Source organism: Maribacter luteocoastalis, assembly GCF_048890225.1.
GTDB classification, from domain to species: domain Bacteria; phylum Bacteroidota; class Bacteroidia; order Flavobacteriales; family Flavobacteriaceae; genus Maribacter; species Maribacter luteocoastalis.
Genome location: NZ_JBMFZG010000007.1, coordinates 224,727 through 247,374 on the forward strand (window position 1 = coordinate 224,727; position 22,648 = coordinate 247,374).

Below are 22,648 nucleotides of genomic sequence, written 5' to 3' on the forward strand. Positions count from 1 at the left end.
ACTTTAGTCAGAGAATGCGAAAGGATATGCAGGATATGGAAAGTATAAGCATTTTTGATATGCTTAAAATAGGCGTAGGCCCTTCTAGCTCGCATACCTTAGGACCATGGCGAGCTGCGGAGAGGTGGTTACATGAACTTAAAGGTAAAAGTGTTTTTGAGCAAGTACAGTCTATAAAAGTACATATCTATGGCTCTCTTTCCTTAACCGGAAAAGGACATGCCACCGATTATGCCATAATTTTGGGATTATTAGGACAAGACCCTGTCCATATTCCTATAGAAGATATACACCCGTTGGTAACTTCGGTCAAGGAATCAAAAAAGTTGCATCTTGGAAACCTACGTATGATTGATTTCTGTGTTGAACATGATATCATTTTTCATAAAGAGTTTCTTCCCTTTCATGCTAACGGACTCACATTTGAAGCCATATTGGATAATGGAAAAAAGGTTTCAAGAACGTATTATTCCATTGGTGGTGGTTTTGTTGTGGTTGAAGAACGAAAAAATGCCAAGAAAAAAATTGATGCCTTCCAATCCTTCCCATTTCCAATACAAAAAGGTGCCGAATTATTAGGTTTTTGCCACCAAGAACAAAAATGTATCTCTGAGATAGTTTTGGATAATGAACTATCCTTAAGAAGCCAAGAACAAATAGACCTTGAAATTAAACAGATATGGGACACCATGTTGGAATGTATGTACACAGGTTGTCATACCGAAGGTACACTACCAGGAGGGTTAAACGTTAAACGCCGAGCCTTTGACATGCACCTAAAATTGAAGGGGGAACTCCCCTACTCCAATCTAGAGGAATGGCTACTGACCATACGCCAGACCGAGGTTAAATTTAGGCAAATATTGCAATGGGTAAGTTGTTTTGCACTTAGTGTAAATGAGGTAAATGCCTCTTTAGGCAGAGTGGTAACGGCACCGACCAATGGGAGCGCCGGCGTAATACCAGCTGTTTTAATGTATTATTTGGTCATTGAGAACCATGCAGGTAATTTTGAACATATAAAGCAATTTTTATTGGTGGCAGGGGAAATTGGGAGTATTTTCAAAAAAGGGGCAACTATATCCGCGGCCATGGGTGGGTGTCAGGCAGAAATTGGTGTATCTTCTGCTATGGCCGCAGGGGCACTAACAGAATTACTTGGTGGCTCACCGGAACAAGTACTTATAGCAGCAGAAATTGCTATGGAGCATCATTTGGGGCTTACTTGTGACCCCATTGGTGGTTTAGTGCAAATTCCTTGTATTGAGAGAAATTCTATGGGAGCCATTAAAGCCATTAATGCAGCAGAACTCGCATTGGGAACCGATCCAGCAGAAGCCAAAATCCCATTGGACAAAGTGGTACAGACCATGTGGGAGACCGCAAAGGACATGAGCTCAAAATACAAGGAAACCTCTCAAGGCGGACTAGCAGTAGGTGTGTTTTTGAGTGACTGTTAGCGTTTTATTTACAACAATACCTTGATCATTTGGCTAAACTAACCTTTTAAATAAGCCAAAATATTCTTTTCTATTCTTTCTTGGATTTGCTCTGTATCTGCTTTTATAAAGGTCTCACCGGTAATGTTTTCATAGAGTTCTATATACCTTTGAGAAACACTATCAATATATGCATCGGTCATTTCTGGAACAGTCTGACCTTCTAATCCTTGAAAATTATTTGCTATTAGCCATTGCCTAACAAACTCTTTGGATAATTGCTTCTGGGGTTCTCCTTTTGCTTGCCGTTCCTCATATCCATCGGCATAAAAATAGCGAGATGAATCTGGCGTATGTATTTCATCGATCAAGACAATCTTACCATCTTTAGTTTTACCAAACTCATACTTCGTATCCACCAAAATCAATCCTCTAGAAGCCGCTATTTCCGTACCTCGTTCAAAAAGTGCCCTGGTATATTTCTCCAAAACGTCATAGTCCTCCTTTGAGACAATGCCTCTTTTTAATAGCTCTTCTTTTGAAATATCCTCATCATGGTCTCCCATTTCCGCTTTGGTTGCGGGCGTTATAATTGGGGATGGAAATTTATCGTTCTCCTTCATCCCTTCTGGCATTGGAACGCCACATAGCATTCGCTTACCCAACTTATACTCCCTGGCAGCGTGCCCAGATATATAACCCCTAATCACCATCTCCACTTTAAAGGGCTCACAAGCTATTCCAACAGCTACATTTGGGTCTGGCGTAGCCGTTAACCAATTGGGAACAATATCTGAAGTAGACTCCATCATTTTAGTGGCTATCTGATTTAGAATCTGTCCTTTATAGGGTATTCCCTTTGGCATTACTACATCAAAAGCAGAAAGTCTATCTGTAGCGATCATTACCAAAACATCATTCTCTAATTCATAAACTTCCCTAACCTTTCCTTTATAAACACTTTTTTGCCCTGGAAAATTAAAATTGGTATCGTAAATTGTATTGGACATGTATTCTAGTTTTGGTGTTCAATGGTTTTATAGGCATCAATTACTTTTTTGACCAACTTGTGACGTATCACATCTTTATCATCTAAATAAATCACCTCAATTCCTTCTACATTGTTTAAAATCAATAACGCTTCCTTAAGTCCTGAAATGGTTCTTCTAGGCAAATCTATTTGCCCAGGATCACCGGTAATCAAAAACTTGGCGTTTTTTCCCATTCTTGTTAAGAACATTTTCATTTGGGCATGGGTGGTATTTTGTGCCTCGTCCAAAATCACAAAGGCATTATCAAGGGTTCTGCCGCGCATAAAGGCCATAGGTGCAATCTGTATTGTGCCGTTATCAATAAAATGTTCCAACTTCTCTGATGGTATCATATCCCTCAAGGCATCATACAAAGGTTGCATATAAGGATCTAGCTTTTCCTTAAGGTCGCCTGGTAAAAAACCAAGATTTTCTCCAGCTTCCACTGCTGGTCTTGTCAAAATTATCCTTCTAACCTGCTTTTCTTTTAAAGCTTTTACCGCCAGTGCAACACCGGTATATGTTTTACCTGTACCTGCCGGGCCAATGGCAAATACCATATCGTTCTTTTTAGCAGCATCTACCAAACGCCTTTGGTTAACGGTTTGTGCCTTTATTAATCTACCACTTACCCCATGAACCAAGGTTTCACCACTTTTTTCCGGTGATTGGTAATCAGACTGTCCATTGCTGGTCAAAACCCGTTCTATAGTGTTCTCGTCCAATTTGTTGTACTTGATAAAGTGCTCGGTAAGCATATCAAAACGCTTATCAAATTCATCTAAGAGTTCTTCATCCCCATATACCTTTATTTTATTTCCTCGAGCAACTATTTTTAGTTTAGGGAAATACTTTTTTAAAAGGTCAATGTTCTCGTTTTGTTGTCCAAAGAATTCTCTTGGATTGATTTCGGAAAGTTCTAAAATAAGTTCGTTCAAACAGTGGAATTTAGAATGATGTAAACCAGTTGAAGATTAATTTCGCTTGGCTGTTTTTTTGTTTAATTTTGTGATTCAAATTTAAGTAAAATTTAAGTTTGTTTAATCAAAAACATATCAACATTGCTGCATGGCAATCATTACCCTTACAACCGATTTTGGACTTAAAGACCACTTTGTTGGGGTTTTAAAAGGTACTATATACAGTGAACTTCCAGATGCGAAGATTGTTGATATTTCCCATAACATTACTCCGTTCAACATACAGGAATGTGCCTATATTCTTAAAAACTCCTATCATAATTTCCCAAAAGGATCTATTCATATTGTTGGTGTAGATTCTGAAGCAACCGAACAGAACAAGCATATTGCCGTTTTTGTAAATGGCCATTATTTTATTAGTGCCAACACAGGTGTTATAGGTTTGATAACTTCTGAGATGAAACCGGAGAAGGTTGTAGAAATTAGTATTCCAGATCCTATCCACGGTTCATTCCCTGTTCTGAGTGTTTTTGTACAAGTAGCTTGCCATATTGGCCGTGGTGGTACTTTAGAGGTTGTTGGGAAGCCCTTCACAGAATTAAACACACTAAAGGAATTCTCTCCTAGGATAGTGGAAGATGGTAGAAAAATTATTGGCAGTGTTATCTACATTGACAACTATGGCAACGTGGTTACCAATATTCAAAAACATTTATTCGAGGCATATAGAAAGGGCCGCGAATTTGAATTACAAGTTCGAAACCATAAAATTAAAACAATAAACAAGGCCTATAGCGATATAGTAGATTACAGTATTGACAAAAGCAGACGAAAGGGAGATGGGGATTTACTCGCCCTTTTTAATTCTTCCGATTATATAGAACTAGCAATTTATAAAAGTAACCTTACCACCGTTGGTGGTGCATCTTCGTTATTAGGTTTGGACTACAGGGATACTATAATCGTAGATTTTCTATAAATGGGTTTTGAAATATTTGGATGATAAAAATTATCAATCATATTGCTATTTGGCATAGTTAATAACTACCCTCAATTAATAAGAAATTTTGGCATTAGGTCAAAACCTACAGTACTTTAGCCAATAAATAGGAACGCTAAGACTGTTAATAAGTTTGTTTCCGTTAAATAAGCATTTAAAATATCTTTGTTCGGAGGAACAGCTATTACCACAAACGGTCACTTTTTTACCAAGCTGCGTTGTTCCAAAGGAATAAAACCAAAGGATATCTAATGAAATTTATAGTCTCTAGTACGTACTTATTAAAACAACTTCAAATCTTAGGTGGTGTTATCAATAACAGCAATACGCTTCCAATATTGGATAATTTTTTATTCGACCTTAAACAAGATAAATTAACCGTATCTGCCTCGGATTTGGAAACCACTATGAGCTCTGTGCTTAAAGTGGATTCTGACAATGAAGGGACTATTGCCGTTCCTGCAAGATTACTTTTGGAAACCCTAAAGACTTTTCCGGAGCAACCATTGACATTTGTGGTTTCCGATAATAATACAGTAGAGATAAGTGCCAATCACGGCAAATATGCCTTAGCGTATGCAGACGGTGCAGAATTCCCAAAAGCCGTTGAGTTGTCAAGTCCGAGTTCCACAACCTTACTAGGGGATATTTTGGCAACAGCTATAAACAAAACCATATTTGCGGCGGGTAACGATGATTTAAGACCGGTAATGAGCGGGGTTTTCTTTCAGTTTTCACCAGAAAATCTAACTTTTGTGGCAACTGATGCGCATAAGTTGGTTAAATACCAAAGAGAGGATGTATCTGCTTCTGAAGTAGCAGAATTTATAATGCCAAAAAAACCGTTGAATTTGTTAAAAGGGATATTGGCAGGTAGTGAATCTGATGTACTTATCGAATACAATGAAAGTAATGCAAAATTCACTTTTGACGATACTGAACTTATCTGTAGATTAATTGATGGTAAATATCCTAATTACGAAGCGGTAATACCAAAAGAGAATCCTAATAAATTAACAATAGCAAGAAATCAATTTTTGAGCTCTGTGAAAAGGGTCTCTATATTCTCCAACAAAACTACGCATCAAATAAGATTGAAAATTGCTGGGGCAGAGTTGAATATTTCCGCAGAGGACATTGATTATTCAAACAAGGCAGAAGAACGACTTACCTGTTCGTACCAAGGGGATGATATGCAAATTGGGTTTAACTCCCGTTTTTTAACTGAAATGTTGAATAACTTGGGGTCGGATGAAGTTTCATTGGAAATGAGTTTACCGAATAGAGCGGGTATCCTAACCCCTATAGATGGTTTGGATGAAGGTGAACAAGTTGTAATGTTGGTAATGCCTGTGATGCTGAACAGTTAAGCAACTAAAAAGTATAAACTTAAAAAGGGAGCCTATAGCTCCCCTTTTTTTATTAAAATTGATATTTAAGAGATAAACCTAATTGTTCCAAAATAACTAGGTAACTCACCCTTACTTGCCTTTATGGCATTTATTGCTGGCATCACTATGGACAATAAACCGGCGAATACCAAGAGTAGTATGCCCAACCCAAATAATAAAATACCAGGGATTCCTATAATTAGGTAAAGTATTAAGGTTAACTGAAAATTAAGTACTGCTTTCCCATGTTCATTCATTCCTATTACCGAATCTTTGGTGGTTAACCACAATACTAGTGGCACAACCAAGCCTCCAAATCCGGTTACAAAATCTAAATATTGACTAAGATGGGTTATAACCAATATGTTTCGATCTTCCCTTAACGTGACATTTGGATTTACGATTTCCATTTTTTGATTGATTTATGATGAATACTACATATATGACGCAATAAAGTTGAAGTAGTTACATAAATCCAATAAAATAGACTTTACCTTTTTCTAAGTAATTTATTTAACTGCTCCACATTCTTAGAATTTTTAGATTGCAGCTTTTCAATTTTAGAATTCAATTTACCAATATCAACCGGGGATAAAACTCCTTTAATCCTTCCTCTTTCCAACTTTGATGTTAATTTTCCAATTTGTTTTTCAACCTTTTTTATTTCCTTCCTTTTAGATACAATCTGCTGTTCTAATTTTTGTTCCCTTTTTAAGGCTTTTTCTTCTTCAGTCCTTTTTTTAGAATCCTTTGCCGCTTTTTTTACTTTTTTGTGAACTGCTTTTTCCTCTTTTAGTTGCTCCTTGGCACTTACTTGATATTCAATTAGTTTTGTTGGCTCTGATTGAGCTAAAACGACTACTGAAGATAAAAGACAAAAGAAAATAAATGGTATGCTTTTTTTCAATTTCATTTGATATATGTATTGGTTAATAAAAAATAGGGCATACTACCAATGTGCCAAATTAAATCTTGAAGAAGTCCAAAGCTTCTTATTTTCTCTATTTTTGCATTATGGTTACACATGATACTATAATTGCCTTAGCTACTGCTTCTGGAGCCGGCGCTATAGCCATTATCCGAATTTCTGGAACGGATGCACTCCGTATAGCTGCCAAACATTTTACATCTATATCAAATAAGAAACTGGAAGATCAAAAAAGTCACACTATACACCTAGGCCATATCATAGAAGATAGTAAAGTTTTGGATGAAGTTTTGGTCTCTGTATTTAAGAATCCCTATTCCTATACTGGGGAAGATGTGGTTGAAATTTCCTGTCATGGCTCCATGTATATCCAACAAGAGATAATACAACTGTTCATTAGAAATGGATGTCGTATGGCAGAGCCAGGTGAATTCACCTTAAGGGCCTTTCTAAACGGTAAAATGGATTTAAGTCAGGCAGAAGCCGTAGCGGATTTAATTGCCAGTGACAATGCCGCTAACCATCAGATAGCGATGCAACAAATGCGTGGCGGCTTTAGTAATGAAATACAAACGTTACGACAAGAGCTTTTAAATTTTGCCTCCTTAATTGAACTAGAACTGGACTTTGCCGAAGAAGATGTTGAATTTGCCGACAGGACTGCATTTAAAGAATTAATTGATAAAATTCAATCTGTCTTAAGAAACTTAATAGATTCATTTGCAATAGGTAATGTAATCAAAAAAGGAATTCCGGTAGCCATTGTTGGGGAACCAAACGTGGGGAAATCTACTTTATTAAATGCTTTGTTAAATGAAGAACGGGCCATTGTTTCAGAAATAGCAGGTACCACAAGAGATACTATAGAAGATGAAATTAGTATCGGTGGTATTGGGTTTAGATTTATAGATACCGCTGGAATACGGGAAACCCAAGATATAGTTGAAGGAATAGGAATTCAAAAGACCTATGAAAAAATTAAAAATGCCCAAGTAATCCTTTATTTGGTAGATGGAAATAGTGCAATACATTCCAAAACATTGGAACAACATACCCTTTTAGAGCTTCATAAAATTAAAGAAGATTACCCCCTAAAACCTATCATTGTCGTTATTAACAAAATTGACCAGGTTAATCAAGACTCCCTGGATAAATTAAAAAATATTCTTTCCCAAGTAGATGGTATTTCAATTCAGTCCTTATCCGCTAAAACAAAATTGGGTATTGATGAATTAAGAAATTCATTATTGACATTTGTAAATACAGGCGCTTTAAGAAATAATGAAACCATAGTGTCCAATACCAGACATTACAGTGCCCTTTTAAAGGCTCTGGAAGAAATTGAGAAAGTAAAAATGGGTATGGACGATCATATTTCTAGTGATCTAATGGCCATTGATATTAGAGAGGCTTTATATCACCTCGGTGAAATTACGGGTCAAGTAACCAATGATGAGCTTTTAGGCAATATCTTTGCTAATTTCTGTATCGGAAAGTAGGCAGAACGTTGAGAAGTCAAAATGATATAATCATTGATTAGAGGATTAGGGAAGTAGTTAATCTAATTGGAAATGAAATATTTTGAATCCTTTCAATTCACAATAATATTCCAAATAAAAGTTCTCTAAAAACTATAATAAAATTAAAGGAAAGAGTATTGCTTCCCAACATTCATGTAGTAGCTTCGCGAATAATCATTCTACACGTTCGAATATTTGATAGAAATAAGCAGATATATATTAACCCCTGCTTATTACTAAGAAAACTTCTGTTTTATTTCTTGAAGGAGTTTAAAAATCCGTATTTTGTTTTAGGCTAGGCCTGCCCTCGAAACAGAAAATGAATGTCCAACCAGTATTAAGCATTGTGCAATTCTAACTATGTATTTCTTATACGTATCGACGAATAAAGGAAGTATGGGAAATACGTTAACTTTTCGGCATCTAAATTTCCGCATTACACTTTTTATTCTGAGCTTTTTGCTAATTACAGGTGCCATACAGGCACAGAACAGCAAAATTGACAGCCTAAAAAATGAATTGGCACTTCATACCAGAAAAGACACGACAAGAGTTAATCTTTTAAATACACTGGCTTTTTCTCATTTCGGTAGTGACATGGCCAAAACTCTTAAGTACTTAGAAGAAGCGGATGCAATGGCAGATTCTATCCATTTTAGAAAAGGAAAAGCAAGAAGTATCTACATTCGTGGTATTACCGAGGCCATACAATCGAATTTTGATCAAGCACTTAGCTACTATAATGCCGCATTGAAATTGTATACAACTATTGATTTTAAAAAGGGAATAGCAAACAGTTACAATGCCATGGGCATTACCTATAGAAATAAAGGGCAACTAAAAAAAGCCATAGAACACTTTAAAGGAGCCATAAGGATAGAAGAAGAGATAGGAAGTGATAATCTTTCTGCCAGTCTATTGAATTTGGGAACTGCAAATGAACAATTGGGTAATTTTGACGAAGCCATTTTATATTTAAAAAAAGCGCTATCTATTGCTAAATCTGAGGAAAACGAACAACGGGTTGCTTATAGTTTAAATAATTTGGGTATTGTTTATAACAACCAAGGTAATTACCCACTTGCCCTAGAACACCATAGTAAATCGTTGTACATGAATGAAAAGCTTGGGGATAGTATAAGTATGGCCCATAACCTTTCAAATATCGGTTCTATTTATAAGATTCAGAAATACTATGATAAGGCGATGATGAGCTACCAAAGGTCGTTAGGAATCTACGAGCGAATAAATAGCAAACTAGGAATTTCCTCATCTTTGAATGGTATAGGAGCGATACACGAGGAAAATGGCGATTATAAAAAAGCGCTCGACCATTATCTTGATGCTTTACGTATAGGTAAACAAATTGGTGCAAACAGTGAGACACCAAATATTCTAAACAATATTGGTGGGATTTATTTAGCATTTAAAGATTATAATGCTGCAAATCGATACTTCACAGAAGCAAAGAAAATCAGTTTAGAAAATGAAAGTCAGGAAACATTATGCGGTGCTTATATTGGATTGGCCAGGACCTATGCGAACCAGAAAGCGTATAATAGAGCCCTTAGCTATGTTATAAAAGCAGAGGAAATCTCCAAAAAAACCGGTTTTTTGGAGTATCAAAAACAAGCTTCTGAGGTTCTTTCCAAAATCTATAACAACACCGGTAACTACAAAAAAGCACTCGAAAGCCACCAGCAATTCAAAATATTGAACGATAGCCTTTTTAATAAAGAGAATGTTGAAAAAATAGCCCAGTTGGAGTATGAGTACAAATACAAACAAGCCTTGGATTCCGCAAGTATCCGGGAACTGAAGCTCACCAAGACCGTAATGTCTACATCGCAGGACCTTGCCAAATCAAGGCAGAACTACCTTTGGGCGGTTATTGGTATTCTAATTATTTCTATCATGTTCGGCTCAGTGGTTTTCTATCAGAAGTTTAATTCCATCAAGCTTAAAAATCAAAGCATCATTACCGAGCAAAAATTATTGCGTTCCCAAATGACCCCACATTTTATATTCAACTCACTTTCGGTCTTGCAGGGGATGATATTAAACAAGGAAGAGAAAAAATCCATTACCTACCTTTCCAAGTTTTCAAAACTGTTGCGTATTGTCCTAGAAAACTCAAGGGATAAAGTTGTTCCCCTTATCCAGGAACTGGATGCCATAGACAATTATATGATATTGCAAAACTTAGATACAGACCCACCGTATGATTATAGTTTAGTGGTCGATGAAAATATAGACATTAACCTATTCCTTATCCCACCAATGCTTATTCAGCCCTTTATTGAAAATGCCATAGAACATGCTTTTTCGGTAGATGAAGACCATCGCGAAATAGAAGTCCATCTAACCTTTAAGAACAAAAAGTTGAGCTGTACCATTACCGATAACGGTATTGGAATCGATGCCATTTCAAACAAACCGAATACAAAAAAGAAGTCGTTGGCTACGACCATCACAGGGGAACGGTTACGACTGTTGGCGAAGGATTTCAACGTGCCAAGTGGCATAACCATAGAGGATAGGAAAAATTATCAAAAGCAAGGAACACAGGTCACCTTGATCATTCCCTATAAAATAATCGAGAACGCATGAAAGCACTTATTGTTGAGGACAAAGCCTATATCCGAAAAGGTTTGATCAATCTTTTGGAAACTATTGAAACCGACGTAGAAATTATCGGCGAATGTGCATCCGTGAAAGAAGCGATTGTGGTCTCCAATGCCTGTAAGCCCGAACTTGTGTTCTTGGACATTAACCTTACCGATGGTACCGGATTCGACTTTCTCGACCAGACTGAAAATCTTGATTTTAGAACCATATTCATTACTGCCTATGAAGAATATGCGCTAAAGGCACTGAAAATAGGTGCGGTAGATTACCTATTAAAACCTGTGGACGTTGACGAGCTGCAAATGGCCCTTAAAAAGATAAGGACCTTACCTATTTCTGAACAAAAAAAGCAATTACACACCGCCAAAAAGGTCTGGTACCAAGATGATGCCACCCTGGTACTATCGCTAAGCGACAGCTTTCAAGTCATCAACCTACAAGAATTATTGTATTGTGAGTCCGATAAAGGCTACACCACTTTTTATTTAGCCGACAACAAAAAATACGTAGCCTCCAAGCCGCTGAAAGAATACGAAGAGAAATTGGAAAAGATAAATTTCACGCGGCCGCACCAATCCTTTATGGTCAACCTGAAATTTATTGACAAGTACGATAAATCGGGCATCATCTATTTAAAAAACGGTAAAAAGATTCCCGTTTCCTCCCGAAAAAAAGATGCCTTTATCACTACGTTCCTGCGATTCAATAGTCACTAGCCAATACTGCTTAGGCATTTTTTAAGCAATTTCCCTTCCTCTCAAAAAACAAATATAGGATCGTTCCTGACACAAAAACCTTGTGGTTTCACACAAAAACATTGGCTATTTTTTTGGAAATCACTTTGCCCCATCTTTAGACAGCAATAACCATTTCTTTATTGGTCCCGTATGTTACAAACCTTTATATGGGTTAACCATCAACGAAATAATCAAACCAAATAATAATGGAAAATATCAAATCTAAATTAGGACAAGGAGGCCTTGTAGTAGCGGCCATGGGAATTATATCCGCCATACTGTCCATTTTCAATTACAACATTAGGCTTTTGGCCTGGATAGACATTTGGGGCAGCACCATGGGCTGGATCTTAAGAATTGTCCTTGTTTTGGGTGGAGGAGCATTGTTCTTCCTATTTGGAAGAGCGGAAGAAGACGAGGAATAACACCAAGCGATAAAGTAAAGATCCAATGAAAAATTTGAAACAAGTTTTAGCCCTAGGGATATTCTCAACAATATTATCGTCCTGCGGTGGTGGTGCAGCAAAACAACCTGCTAATGCAGATGGTTTTGCGGACATTGAAAAAGAACTGAAAAACGAATTTGGTGACGATGCCTACTACACGGAATTGACGATTATTTACAATGAATCCATCGGAAATAGCATCTCGACCACCGTAACCGATAATCCGGAATCGATGAAAATGGGACAATGGACCTACTCTATGGGAAATTGGAACCAAACTTCGGAAATAACTCTTGAGGTACCCAATGGTAGCAAAGCGGCAGATTTCATGTTCCAATTGGATGAAAAAATAAGCCTGAAAAACTTAGGTGAACTTGTTGAGAAATCGAAAGAACAGTTAAATGCCGAGAAAGACATTGACAACCCGAGATTTGAAATGGCCTTCGTCAACTATCCAAAAAACGGAGATATTGAGGCTGCAGAATACATTGTAAAACTTCAGCCTGAAAACGGAGGTACTTCGTTCACCTTTTCATACCAATTGGACGGTTCATTAACAGAGATGGACTATTGACATTCTAGACAATTTCTGCAATTCGATTAATCGAGCAAATCACAAAAATCTTGAAAGGCATATTTCAAATCTGCTTGTTTAAAATAATCTGTACTTATACTAAGTACAACCTGCAAAAGTGACGATGGTGAAATTACACCTTGAAAATTAAAATGTAAAAGAATGTTACTATGGATAGCATTCTATTTTGGCAATAAACTGATTCGTCACTTAAGCCACTTTTCATAATTCTCGGAATGTCCTTGGTAAAATTAAATGTATTAAAATGGAAAACTTAATAGAGATTAAAAGCAAATACAACACATTAGATAGCCTCAAAGGTTTTTTAGAAACACAAACGGAGTACGAGTGTACAATAGATTACGACATATGGGAAACCCGTACCGACGCCAATAATCAAATGGCACAATGTCTTGTGATCAAGAAAAATGGCATGAACGCTGTAAAAGTGTTCCATGTAAATGAGAACACCCTTAAGATAAACCACATCGTACCCAACAAGATGATGAATGCCTACTTCGGTAAGAGTGTGAAGACGCATAGAAGCATTTTAGAAATCGCAGCAGATGCCATAAAGCAAACCCTGTTAAAAGGGCCTCAACAAAAAGCATTTGAAGAATTGGAACAGCTTGTTTCAAAGGCATCATAATTACCAAATTCAATAGGTGCCTAACCATTCTTGCACCCGTAACCGAACAAACCATAAAATATGAATGTAAATTATACATATTATACACCCATTAATCCAAAAAAATCATCCACCAGACAGGATGAAAAATGGGATGAAGTGGTGGCTCTTTTCAACGGTAAACAATACGATAAGATTGTCTCTACCTTATTGGATTATATCGACCCAACCCTTGACGGCAAAAAGAAGGGAGACACCTATGAGATTCCACATGGTTCAGTAATCATCTCCATCACCCAAACAGCCCATGAACTTTTTGTCAAGTGTCCTTTTTTGAATTTGGAAAATGCCAAAAAAGTACCCTTGATGCGCCGTTTGGCGGAGCTGCGTATGTCTCCCCTGAATTTAACCAATTTGTTGCTAAAGGGTAATTTAGTGTATTTCACCTTTTCATGCCCCATAAGCCTTTGTGAGCCTTACAAAATTTATGGAGTGCTTAGGGAGATTTGTTATTATGCGGATAGCCTTGATGATGAGTTTATCGAAAAATTTGATGCTGAGCACCTACAAGAGCCAAAGACCATTTCTTTTTCGATGGATGTAAAGCGGGAAGCCTTCGCCAATTATCAAAACATATTGCAGGATGGCCTTCAACGCTTTGACCGATATATGGAAAAACGCCATGGTAATAATGCCTGGTACGCCTTGAACGTCACCCTTAAAAAAATCGAGTTTTATATAGAACCCCAGGGGTTTTTGCGAACCCAATTGGAAAAGGCTGTGGATGGACTTTATGATGGTAATATTCCTTTTCATGACCGATTGCTGAACGGAAAATCGGACTTGGAAAAATTAAGGGCAATTCCACAAGATAAATTCATGGAAGACCTTTACCAAATTGAAACCTTCGTGCCCTATAAATACAGTGGTAAAAAAGAGAATATTAGGGAAAACTGGCAAGAAAGTTATGAAGAGGCACAGGAGCTGATCTCAAATTCCCGATTTGAAGATGCCACCAACCTAATGCAGTCCTGTTTTTACAGCCTGTTCTATTACAACTTGGTAAACGAGGAAATCAGCAAACCCATTACCGATGCCTTGGCACAGGCCAGTAATCAGGAATGGAACCAAGCGGCACCCAAACTCTTAAAGGGCATGCAGGCCATTATGGAAGATGCCTTCACGGGTATGGATTTTGGCATGGACCTCTCCAAACTAATGGGCGAACAAATGCAACAATCCATGGCGATGATGCAGCAGCTCATGGCGAACTATAAAACGAATTAAATACATGTGATTATGAACAATATTGAAGGTTCAGTATATAAAATAAATACCGCGAACGGCACGGGAACAGGTTTTTACAACCAAGAAAATGACATCATCATCACCAACTACCATGTAGTTGTAGGATGTCATACCGTAAGCGTGGAGGCAATGGATAAAAATAGATACCTGACCAATGTATTATATGCAAATCCGGGTAAGGATATCGCTTTTCTTAGGGCGGATAGCCTTCCCAAACCCGCCAATACGGTCTTGCTAGATCACAGTACCGTTTCACAAACCCGTGATAAGGTTATCGTGCTCGGCTACCCCTACGGTATGCCGTTTACGGTTACCGAAGGCATAGTTTCAAATCCTCGTCAAAGCATTGGTGGCAGCTACTTTATTCAAACGGATGCGGCCATTAATCCTGGTAATAGCGGAGGACCAGTAATCAATGAGAAAGGGGAGCTGATGGGAATCGTAACCTCAAAATTCTCCGATGCCGATAATATGGGGTTTGCCATTCCTTTAGAAACCCTTCTGGAAGAATTGCAGGTCGTAAAGGAATTATCAGATACATTTACCTTAGGCTGTTCCAACTGCGGTGGGTTGATTGAAGAAAAGATCGATTATTGTCCCAATTGTGGAACAAACGTAGACGAAAAGCTATTTGAAGAAATGGTCCTTTCCGATTTTAGTCTAATGGTTGAGGAGGCCATATCCAAATTAGACAGCAATCCCGTTTTGGCAAGGTCCGGTAGAGAGCGATGGTATTTTCACCAAGGTAGTGCGGAAATACGAATGTTCGTTTACGACAACAATTACCTCTTCGCCACCTCTCCCCTCAACGACCTGCCTCGCAAAAATCTGGCAGAGGTCTATGAGTATATCTTAACCGCAGATACGGGATTACATCGCTTATCCATTTCGGACAATCAGATTTACCTCTCGTATCGCATTCATATTAGCGATCTGTATTCTGAACAAAAAGATGAAATACTGAAGAATATTGCGCAATTGGCCACGAAGGCCGATGAACTGGACGATACCTTCGTAAACGATTTTGGAGCTGAAATGACCCATTATAGCAAATAACATGTAGAGATACCAAATTCAAACAAACCCCACAAAACTTTGAATCATGAAAAAAACACCTTTTATCAAAACTGTATTTATCGTAGCATTTGCCTTTACTGTTAGCTGCTCCGACGATGAATCCTCTGAAAGGGAAATTCCCGTAAGGGCCACTCCCCAAGCTTTTGCCCAACTTAAAAGTGCCTCGCTTGAGAACAAAGTGCAGAACTTTCAATTGGATGCCTCACAAACGGGCTTTTTCACTACCGAAAATGGGGTGTTTTTTGTTATCAATGGCAATTGCCTTTCTAGAAATGGTAATCCGGTTACTGGAATGGTAGATGTACAAGTGGTGGAACTTTATGATCGGGGCGCTATGCTGACGACCGACAAACCCACCATGGGAGCCCTGCCCAATGGCGATAAGGCCCTGATGGTTTCCGGTGGCGAGTTTTTCTTGACCATTGCCCAAGATGGGGAACCTGTGGACGAGGACTGTGATATCGTCGCAACCATCCCTGCTGATTTAACAGGGGGAGCGGATATGGGAATGACCCTTTGGAAAGGAAATGGTGGCGATCAGGATTGTGATAGACTGGACGATGATTGTGATGGTTTTGTTTGGACAGAAAACTTGGATGCCAACGGAAATCCCCTTGAAGCAGACGTACAGGACGGAGACCAAGGCGAACGCTTTTATGTAGCACCGTTTGGTGATTTTGGATGGACAAATGTAGACCGATTCTTTAGCGACCCCAGACCGAAGACCACCATACTGGTAGAAGTCCCAGAGGGTTTCAATGATGAAAACAGTCGGGTATACCTATCCTATGCTGGGGAGCCTAATGCCTTGGCGTATTTGGATACCTACGATTCCGCGACCGGACGCTTTAGTGAGCATTACGGACAAATTCCCATCGGTTTGGAATGCCATGTAATCTTTACCAGTGAGGAAAATGAAGCATGGCTCTACGCCATTAAATCGGTCACCATTGTAGATGGCCAAACAATTGTTATTGAAGAAACTGATTTACAAACCTCAACTGAAAGTGAACTTGAGGCATTGATAAATAGCCTGCCTTAGCAATAAAAACGAGCTAAATAGAGTTGAAGAGATTCATGCATTTAAAAACGAAAATCTTAAAGCATAACACGACCTTGATGAGGGGTTGTGTTATGCTACTTCTTGTTTCGCTATTGGGGGCATGCAAGTCTTTGTTTATTGACAAACAAGAACTTGCAGCTTATAAGTTGTTGAAGGAAATAGACTATCCTTATCAAGCAGTCGAAAACCAATATGTAACCGAATCCCTTCAAAATATTTTGACCGAGGAGGAAATTTCAACCTTGGAAAATTTTAGCGATTCCATTCCCTTCTTGGAAAATTTTTTGGAAACGGAATGTGTTGGTTGCTCGAATACTATCGGCAGGCTTAAGCCGGTTTATAGGATTACTAAAGGAAAGTTTATCCACTTCGGACTTCAAAACGAAATGGGTGTGGAAAATTGGGTCTTCAAAAAAAGCGGCGCTTTTATGACCAGATTTGATATGTTTCAAGGCGAATCACAGGAACACATCCGTGAAGTACTTAAAGACATGCAAAGCATAGGCTACTTTTTGGAAGGGGTGTATCCCATCAAAATCGATAAAAAGAATATCTACCTAGAACATGTTGCATTCGAATACCAATCGGAATTGAACAACCAATGGTATCAGCCCATGTTCCCAACAAAAATCAACTATGAGATAAACCTATCGGAAAAAAGTCCCACTATGCGTTTTAAAATCGATGGCGGATTATTTTCCTATCAAAGACCCAATGAAAATGGAGCGTATCAAATCATCAACTTTGTAGAACCTCTGGTTTACGCAAATGCGATGGACATTGATGAACCTATGAGCTATTCCTCTTTTACCAATGCCTATTATGCCACTGCGACCTTTTTTTTGCTGAATATAGAAGAACGATCCAAAGTGTCGATCCGAATAGAATCAAAAACAGCAGGAAAGGACTTTACGTTTTCGGTATTTAAGAATGAAGGATTTCACACAGTAAAAGAATACTTGCAAAAAGAGTCTCCGTTATTCGACCGATACCAGAATACAATGGGCAAAGGCAGATATTTGGTACGGGTCCTGCATGAGGATTCAGATTATGCCGAAAAACCTTTGTATACCGTTAATATTGATAAAGAGATTGTTGATTCGGCGGGAACCAATCAAACCAAATAATACTTTAAAAAAACAACCTTGTGTTCATAGTAATCATCGTCATACTGGTTATCATAGTTGTACTTCTGCTCATCCTTTGCTTTAGGTTGTTCAAATGGACCTTAAAAAGTAAAAGGCGGGTTCAGGTAGCTCTGGTGATGTTAGTAGTTGGGGGTGTGGCTTTTGGTATCAACCATTTCTTTTTTAAGAATATGCGGTTTATTCAGTCCGAGGTATATCCGAACCTGTATTTGGTCGAATATCCAGATAAGAACTATTCCGCAGTAGAAAAAGCGATCAAAGAAAAAATAAGGAATCACCTCAGTACCGAACACAAAACAGGAAAACCGTTGGCCTACACTAATGAAAACGGCATTTATTTTTATGAATTGGGTGGCAGGACCTTTGGTTTTATAGGAGACGCCGGCACGGGTTATTTCATAGACCATGAAGAGGATTTGGGCGGTTTTGTAAGTGAGGAACTGGGCATGTATACCAATTATAGATTGGCCGAGTTTTACTACGACGCATGTCCTCAGGATACCACTATGTATTGCGGTGAAATTGGCTATTATAAAGAGGGTGAATATTTTAAAGTTGATAGTTTAAGGAACCTTGGTTCTGTAAACAGCAACACAAAACCTTCAAAAGATTTAAAAATAGCCTCCAAACAAAAAACTGTGCAAAGCCCTAAAGGGATTGATGAAAATCAAGAAGAAAAACTGCCACTTCATGGAATATTGGATAAAGAGGCGGTAGCCAAGTATTATCCAAACATTTTGAACGAGCATGGCCAAAATGGAAATTTCTATGCCGAAAGAATAGCTGTAACTAATAATCAAGGAGTTATTGTGAGTCTTTTGCAATTTGTAGATTCTTACACCCGCTATTTTTTATCTACCCATAACAAATACTTCGAGACTATTGACTCCTTTTACATTGGGACAACCACGGATTTTGATAACAGCAAAAGCGAAACTATTGATTTTGAAATACTTAAAGACAGCATTATGGTCTTTAATAAAGTAGTTTGGGGAATGACAGAAAGTAATCAGCAAGAAACCATTGACACCCTGGCACACGAAATAGTGACAATCAGTATATCGAACAGGGGTAAAATTCACTATGCAATTTCACAAAATCCAGAATATTACGTTTTGGAAGTTTATAATGCCGATTTAGACCCTAAGGGAATCAATCTACGGGACGAGCCCAATGGCAAAATCCTTAAAACCCTTAAACCACCAGAGTACGGTTACATTTTTAGTATTGTTCAAGGAAAAAACGGATGGTTCCGGGTTTTAAGGATTGACACTGTAGATGATGGGGAAATAAAAATGCCCCAGGGTATTTTATGGATACACAGTTCGGTCATAGGAATTCGGGCCAATTGGGACGCACCCATCCTTGATACCCTAAAAACCGGCAAACAGATTGGTCTTGTACCAGCGGACGAGGATTTGAATATTATCGATTTAAAGCAGGATTGGATAAAGATTGAGTACCAAGGTTTAATAGGATGGGTAGATTCGAGATTGCTCTGCGGTAACCCCGTTTCCAGTTGTCCATAACGCAGAAATTTATGCTGAAAACAAAACACATACGACACTTATTCTTGATTTCACTGGCTATGCTATCAATTAGCTGCAAGGAGGGTAAAGTAGATGGTCAAGGCGCTATGGAAACACCTAAAAAGGTACCTCGGGCCACAGAATATCAAAAAAAGTCAGAGAGTCAAATCAGTAGCGATCAGGGCAAAATTGATCCAATACATCAGGCTTTTGATATTAAAAAACTTAAAGAGGCTTTTAGGGACAAAAAAGAAGCACTTTTTTTAGATCAATTTCCGTCTGGCTTCCAACAATTCATTGAGTACTTTGGTTGGGACGAGCGGCAGGACCAACCCAACGAACTTTACGAAGAAAGTTACAACTACATTAATTACTACTTTGAATTATTGTCTCAAGATACCTACAGAAAATTTGAAAAGAAGCTAGTCGGCATTGCGAGGAATGGAGCTTGGCAGGAGGACGGAGTCAATTATTTTCAAGATTTGACATTGGAGTATATAAAGAATGGGAAACGATACGACCTCATTAATAAACTGTCATCTGATGAGGCGAAATCGGTGTTATTCTTTTTGTTTGACGGTCCACATCCCAAATTGGATACCAATTTTGCCGCTCAGCTCAGTCCGTCCAAAAAAGGAATACTGGAAGAACTATTTGTCATAGGTTTTTATGATGATAATCAAAACCCGGACCCAATTGAAATCGACCTTGAAACACCGGATCCAATAGATTATGACGGGTCAATAGCCTATGATATATCTGATTTTGAAAACAATGAGCGCTATTTTATTCGTGATATCGATCTAGATAACGATGGCCTAGTGGACAAAATCGTGAGTGCAGGGCCATACCAAGGGGATGAACTACTACTTTTCATCAACAATAAAAACAGCTACGCATTTGCTTTAAAAATCACCAATTTTTCGGAAGACGGTGGCAACCAAATTATTGATGTGGTTGCAGAAGAAAATGGCTTTTTCGTTAAAACGGCATTTCCTGATAGGGGGCTAAACGAGGCATATCACCACATTACATTTAAAGATAACACTTGGGTATTGACCAATACTGTTTACAAAACACAAAGTAGCAATCAAGAAGATGCCTTTATCTATGTCTGTGATGTACAACAAGGATTGAATCTGGCCGATGCCAATTTTTTTGAGCAGTTAAAATGGATGCCTGACGAGAAGGAAAGGGAACGTATTTGTACAATAGAAATAATAAATTAAAACAAAGGGCGATGCGTATTGTAAAACAAATAGTTGCCTACCTATTATGGACGGTGTTGTCTTTTATTTTGGGCATTGCATATATGAGACTCTTTTTGGGTCCCAATAATGTGCCTGAAGAGGGGTTGTGGTATTTACTTCATTTGTTTTTTGAAATCGGGTTGATACAAGTAGGATTATGGGGTGGAGCAATCATTGCTTTCTGTTTCATATTTCTAGATGTACTATATCTACGTAATAAATTAATAAACAACCCAAAAAAGACCATCATCCGTTTAGCGTTATTACTGATAATTACCGTGATGATCGCCATTGCACATTACATCCTTGAAAAAGTTATTGATGTTATCTAAAAAAATAGAAATGAAATATATCTTAATTATACTTATTCTACTCTTCTTCTCTTGCCAACAAGGTACTAAAGCGAAAAAGAATACTATAACCAAGGCTCAAGAAATAGAAAAGTATGAAAAGAAAATTGACACCATAGTAAGGCATCAAAAGCAAACAACATTTTATAGTGCTTTACGCCCAAACGAATTAATTGATTTTAATAGAATATATACAGATACCATTGAATTCAGTGACTATAATGATGATTTTGATTACAGCTACATATTTGGTCAAAAAGATGGCACCGAGGTTTCACTGGTATATAATTGGGACTGGTACAATAATCAAGAATACAATTTCAGACAGGGCGATTTGATAGCAGTTCAATGGAAAATGGACCGTATTGTCATGCCGGGTGACCAAGAAGTCGTGGATATTGTAGAAATGGCCATTGATGCGAAAAAAATAGCACCGGGTAACCAACCGATTCAATTTGTAAACCGCAAAATGGCATATGATGAAACAGTTGGAGCCGAAGTAAGCACTATGGTAATCAACCAGAGCTATCTTCAAAACATCCTACCACCAGAAAAGGCGGCCTTGGCCTTTATAGCCTATGATATTGGCAACGAATGTGAGTGGGGCTATGACTCCACTGGGAATAAACGTGTACTATGGTGCCAAATTGTATCTGCTTTAGATTTGGGCCACCAATGTTCCGATAAACAACTGAACTTTTTACGTACGTGGTTTTCCAAAGATACTCTCGCTCTAGAAAAACTGAAAAGTTGTCGCACCATGCCCAACACCGCAACGATTCAGACCACTTTTAATGAGATTCTGGTACAGAACAACAAAACCGAAAAGACGATTACGGTGAGTTATAAGGTTACAGGTATAAATATGCGGGAATCAAAAAAATGGCACCGCTCCCAGACCGATGTTTTTGAGTATGGCCCAGAACATATCGTGTTGGTAGACTCCAAAAAAACGGATTTGACCGAAGAGGAGACAAACATGAACCCAGAAACTGCGGAGAATATTGACCCTCAAAACTTTGTTTTGGCGCTGAAAGACCACATACTCAACCAATGGAAGAAACATGACAATTTTGACACGCTAGATATCACCTTCACCAATAATATTCTAAACATAAAAGGCGAGGAAGGATTTGCCTTAAGCAATTATGATTTTAAGGAGATGATCATTAACGGTACGGATGACCCGCAGATAGTATACCTAACGATTGGTAATGAAGGTGGCGGAGCAGGTGGTAATGTGATAATAGACGAAACCTATATTTTAACCATTTTGGATACCGAAAATTTTGACATAAAGAAAGGGGAAACCAAAATAGTGGAGTAAAGATGAACGTAAACAATATTTTTTTTGCGCTAGTTTTTACACTACTGGCTTGTGGTCAAAAACCAAACAATTTTTATCAAGGAGTGGTCCTAGATAAAAACGATAGACCCATTGAAAACGTAAAGGTTTTTGAAGAATTTGGCACAGAAAATATGATTAGAACGGACACTCGGGGATACTTTTTATTGGACAGTTCTAATGATAGACTTACAAGGTTGGTATTTGTAAAAGAGGGTTATAAAACGGATACAATTCCCACGGTATGGTCACAGCATGGGGAACGGGTTGGCTACCAATTTATAATGAATGACACTACCATAGTGCGTTTAAGGACTGAGAAATCATACTAATTCT

At 38.1% G+C, this 22,648-nt stretch carries 22 protein-coding genes; 18 read left to right on the plus strand and 4 right to left on the minus strand.

The annotated features are described in order from the left end of the window. Window positions 1-35 precede the first annotated feature (35 nt). Window positions 36-1,460 carry an L-serine ammonia-lyase gene (locus ACOCEA_RS14760; protein ID WP_420757061.1) on the plus strand — a complete coding sequence of 475 codons (1,425 nt, stop codon included), beginning with the start codon at window positions 36-38 and terminating at the stop codon, window positions 1,458-1,460. Between the two features lie 38 nt (window positions 1,461-1,498). Here the strand turns inward: ACOCEA_RS14760 and ACOCEA_RS14765 are convergent, their stop codons facing one another. Further along, on the minus strand, window positions 1,499-2,449 hold the full coding sequence (locus tag ACOCEA_RS14765; protein WP_420757031.1) for a phosphoribosylaminoimidazolesuccinocarboxamide synthase: 951 nt from the start codon (window positions 2,447-2,449) through the stop codon (window positions 1,499-1,501). A gap of 5 nt (window positions 2,450-2,454) precedes the next feature. Continuing rightward, window positions 2,455-3,408: a PhoH family protein gene (locus tag ACOCEA_RS14770; RefSeq protein WP_420757032.1), complete on the minus strand. Its 954-nt coding sequence runs from the start codon at window positions 3,406-3,408 to the stop codon at window positions 2,455-2,457. Between the two features lie 130 nt (window positions 3,409-3,538). On the opposite strand from ACOCEA_RS14770, the gene ACOCEA_RS14775 reads away from it, so the two are divergent. After that, entirely contained in the window at window positions 3,539-4,369 is an 831-nt protein-coding gene (locus ACOCEA_RS14775; protein ID WP_420757033.1) for an SAM hydrolase/SAM-dependent halogenase family protein, read from the plus strand. Between the two features lie 272 nt (window positions 4,370-4,641). Continuing rightward, window positions 4,642-5,760: a DNA polymerase III subunit beta gene (gene dnaN / locus ACOCEA_RS14780; RefSeq protein ID WP_420757034.1), complete on the plus strand. Its 1,119-nt coding sequence runs from the start codon at window positions 4,642-4,644 to the stop codon at window positions 5,758-5,760. A gap of 65 nt (window positions 5,761-5,825) precedes the next feature. Here dnaN and ACOCEA_RS14785 read toward each other — a convergent pair whose 3' ends face one another. Next, the gene (locus ACOCEA_RS14785) at window positions 5,826-6,191 is read right to left on the minus strand and encodes a DUF4870 domain-containing protein (protein WP_420757035.1); all 366 of its coding nucleotides are present in this window, start codon (window positions 6,189-6,191) and stop codon (window positions 5,826-5,828) included. An 80-nt stretch (window positions 6,192-6,271) separates the two neighbouring features. Continuing rightward, window positions 6,272-6,694, minus strand: coding sequence for a hypothetical protein (locus ACOCEA_RS14790; protein ID WP_420757036.1), 423 nt, complete (start codon window positions 6,692-6,694; stop codon window positions 6,272-6,274). 101 nt (window positions 6,695-6,795) lie between these two features. Here ACOCEA_RS14790 and mnmE point away from each other — a divergent pair, with 101 nt between their 5' ends. The 15 genes from mnmE (at window position 6,796) to ACOCEA_RS14865 (ending at window position 22,644) form a co-directional block, all read left to right on the plus strand. After that, entirely contained in the window at window positions 6,796-8,208 is a 1,413-nt protein-coding gene (gene mnmE / locus ACOCEA_RS14795; RefSeq protein WP_420757062.1) for a tRNA uridine-5-carboxymethylaminomethyl(34) synthesis GTPase MnmE, read from the plus strand. A 417-nt stretch (window positions 8,209-8,625) separates the two neighbouring features. Then, on the plus strand, window positions 8,626-10,839 hold the full coding sequence (locus tag ACOCEA_RS14800; RefSeq protein WP_420757037.1) for a tetratricopeptide repeat-containing sensor histidine kinase: 2,214 nt from the start codon (window positions 8,626-8,628) through the stop codon (window positions 10,837-10,839). Then, entirely contained in the window at window positions 10,836-11,573 is a 738-nt protein-coding gene (locus ACOCEA_RS14805) for a LytR/AlgR family response regulator transcription factor (RefSeq protein ID WP_420757038.1), read from the plus strand. Before ACOCEA_RS14800 ends, ACOCEA_RS14805 begins: the two co-directional genes overlap by 4 nt. A gap of 227 nt (window positions 11,574-11,800) precedes the next feature. Then, window positions 11,801-12,019, plus strand: coding sequence for a hypothetical protein (locus tag ACOCEA_RS14810; protein WP_420757039.1), 219 nt, complete (start codon window positions 11,801-11,803; stop codon window positions 12,017-12,019). A 25-nt stretch (window positions 12,020-12,044) separates the two neighbouring features. Next, entirely contained in the window at window positions 12,045-12,614 is a 570-nt protein-coding gene (locus ACOCEA_RS14815; RefSeq protein ID WP_420757040.1) for a hypothetical protein, read from the plus strand. Between the two features lie 265 nt (window positions 12,615-12,879). After that, the gene (locus tag ACOCEA_RS14820; RefSeq protein WP_420757041.1) at window positions 12,880-13,263 is read left to right on the plus strand and encodes a hypothetical protein; all 384 of its coding nucleotides are present in this window, start codon (window positions 12,880-12,882) and stop codon (window positions 13,261-13,263) included. Between the two features lie 60 nt (window positions 13,264-13,323). Next, on the plus strand, window positions 13,324-14,529 hold the full coding sequence (locus ACOCEA_RS14825) for a type III secretion system chaperone family protein (protein WP_420757042.1): 1,206 nt from the start codon (window positions 13,324-13,326) through the stop codon (window positions 14,527-14,529). A gap of 12 nt (window positions 14,530-14,541) precedes the next feature. Next, window positions 14,542-15,606, plus strand: coding sequence for a trypsin-like peptidase domain-containing protein (locus ACOCEA_RS14830; RefSeq protein ID WP_420757043.1), 1,065 nt, complete (start codon window positions 14,542-14,544; stop codon window positions 15,604-15,606). Window positions 15,607-15,652: 46 nt separating this feature from the next. Next, the gene (locus ACOCEA_RS14835) at window positions 15,653-16,669 is read left to right on the plus strand and encodes a hypothetical protein (RefSeq protein WP_420757044.1); all 1,017 of its coding nucleotides are present in this window, start codon (window positions 15,653-15,655) and stop codon (window positions 16,667-16,669) included. A 23-nt stretch (window positions 16,670-16,692) separates the two neighbouring features. After that, window positions 16,693-17,817, plus strand: a complete 1,125-nt coding sequence (locus tag ACOCEA_RS14840; RefSeq protein WP_420757045.1) for a hypothetical protein — start codon at window positions 16,693-16,695, stop codon at window positions 17,815-17,817. 20 nt (window positions 17,818-17,837) lie between these two features. Beyond that, the gene (locus tag ACOCEA_RS14845) at window positions 17,838-19,367 is read left to right on the plus strand and encodes an SH3 domain-containing protein (protein ID WP_420757046.1); all 1,530 of its coding nucleotides are present in this window, start codon (window positions 17,838-17,840) and stop codon (window positions 19,365-19,367) included. An 11-nt stretch (window positions 19,368-19,378) separates the two neighbouring features. Further along, window positions 19,379-20,596: a hypothetical protein gene (locus tag ACOCEA_RS14850; RefSeq protein WP_420757047.1), complete on the plus strand. Its 1,218-nt coding sequence runs from the start codon at window positions 19,379-19,381 to the stop codon at window positions 20,594-20,596. 11 nt (window positions 20,597-20,607) lie between these two features. Further along, complete coding sequence (locus ACOCEA_RS14855; RefSeq protein ID WP_420757048.1) at window positions 20,608-20,949, plus strand: hypothetical protein; 342 nt, start codon at window positions 20,608-20,610, stop codon at window positions 20,947-20,949. 10 nt (window positions 20,950-20,959) lie between these two features. Then, window positions 20,960-22,294 carry a hypothetical protein gene (locus ACOCEA_RS14860; RefSeq protein ID WP_420757049.1) on the plus strand — a complete coding sequence of 445 codons (1,335 nt, stop codon included), beginning with the start codon at window positions 20,960-20,962 and terminating at the stop codon, window positions 22,292-22,294. A gap of 2 nt (window positions 22,295-22,296) precedes the next feature. After that, a complete protein-coding gene (locus tag ACOCEA_RS14865; RefSeq protein WP_420757050.1) occupies window positions 22,297-22,644 on the plus strand; it encodes a carboxypeptidase-like regulatory domain-containing protein in 348 nt (115 codons plus the stop codon). Window positions 22,645-22,648 lie beyond the last annotated feature (4 nt).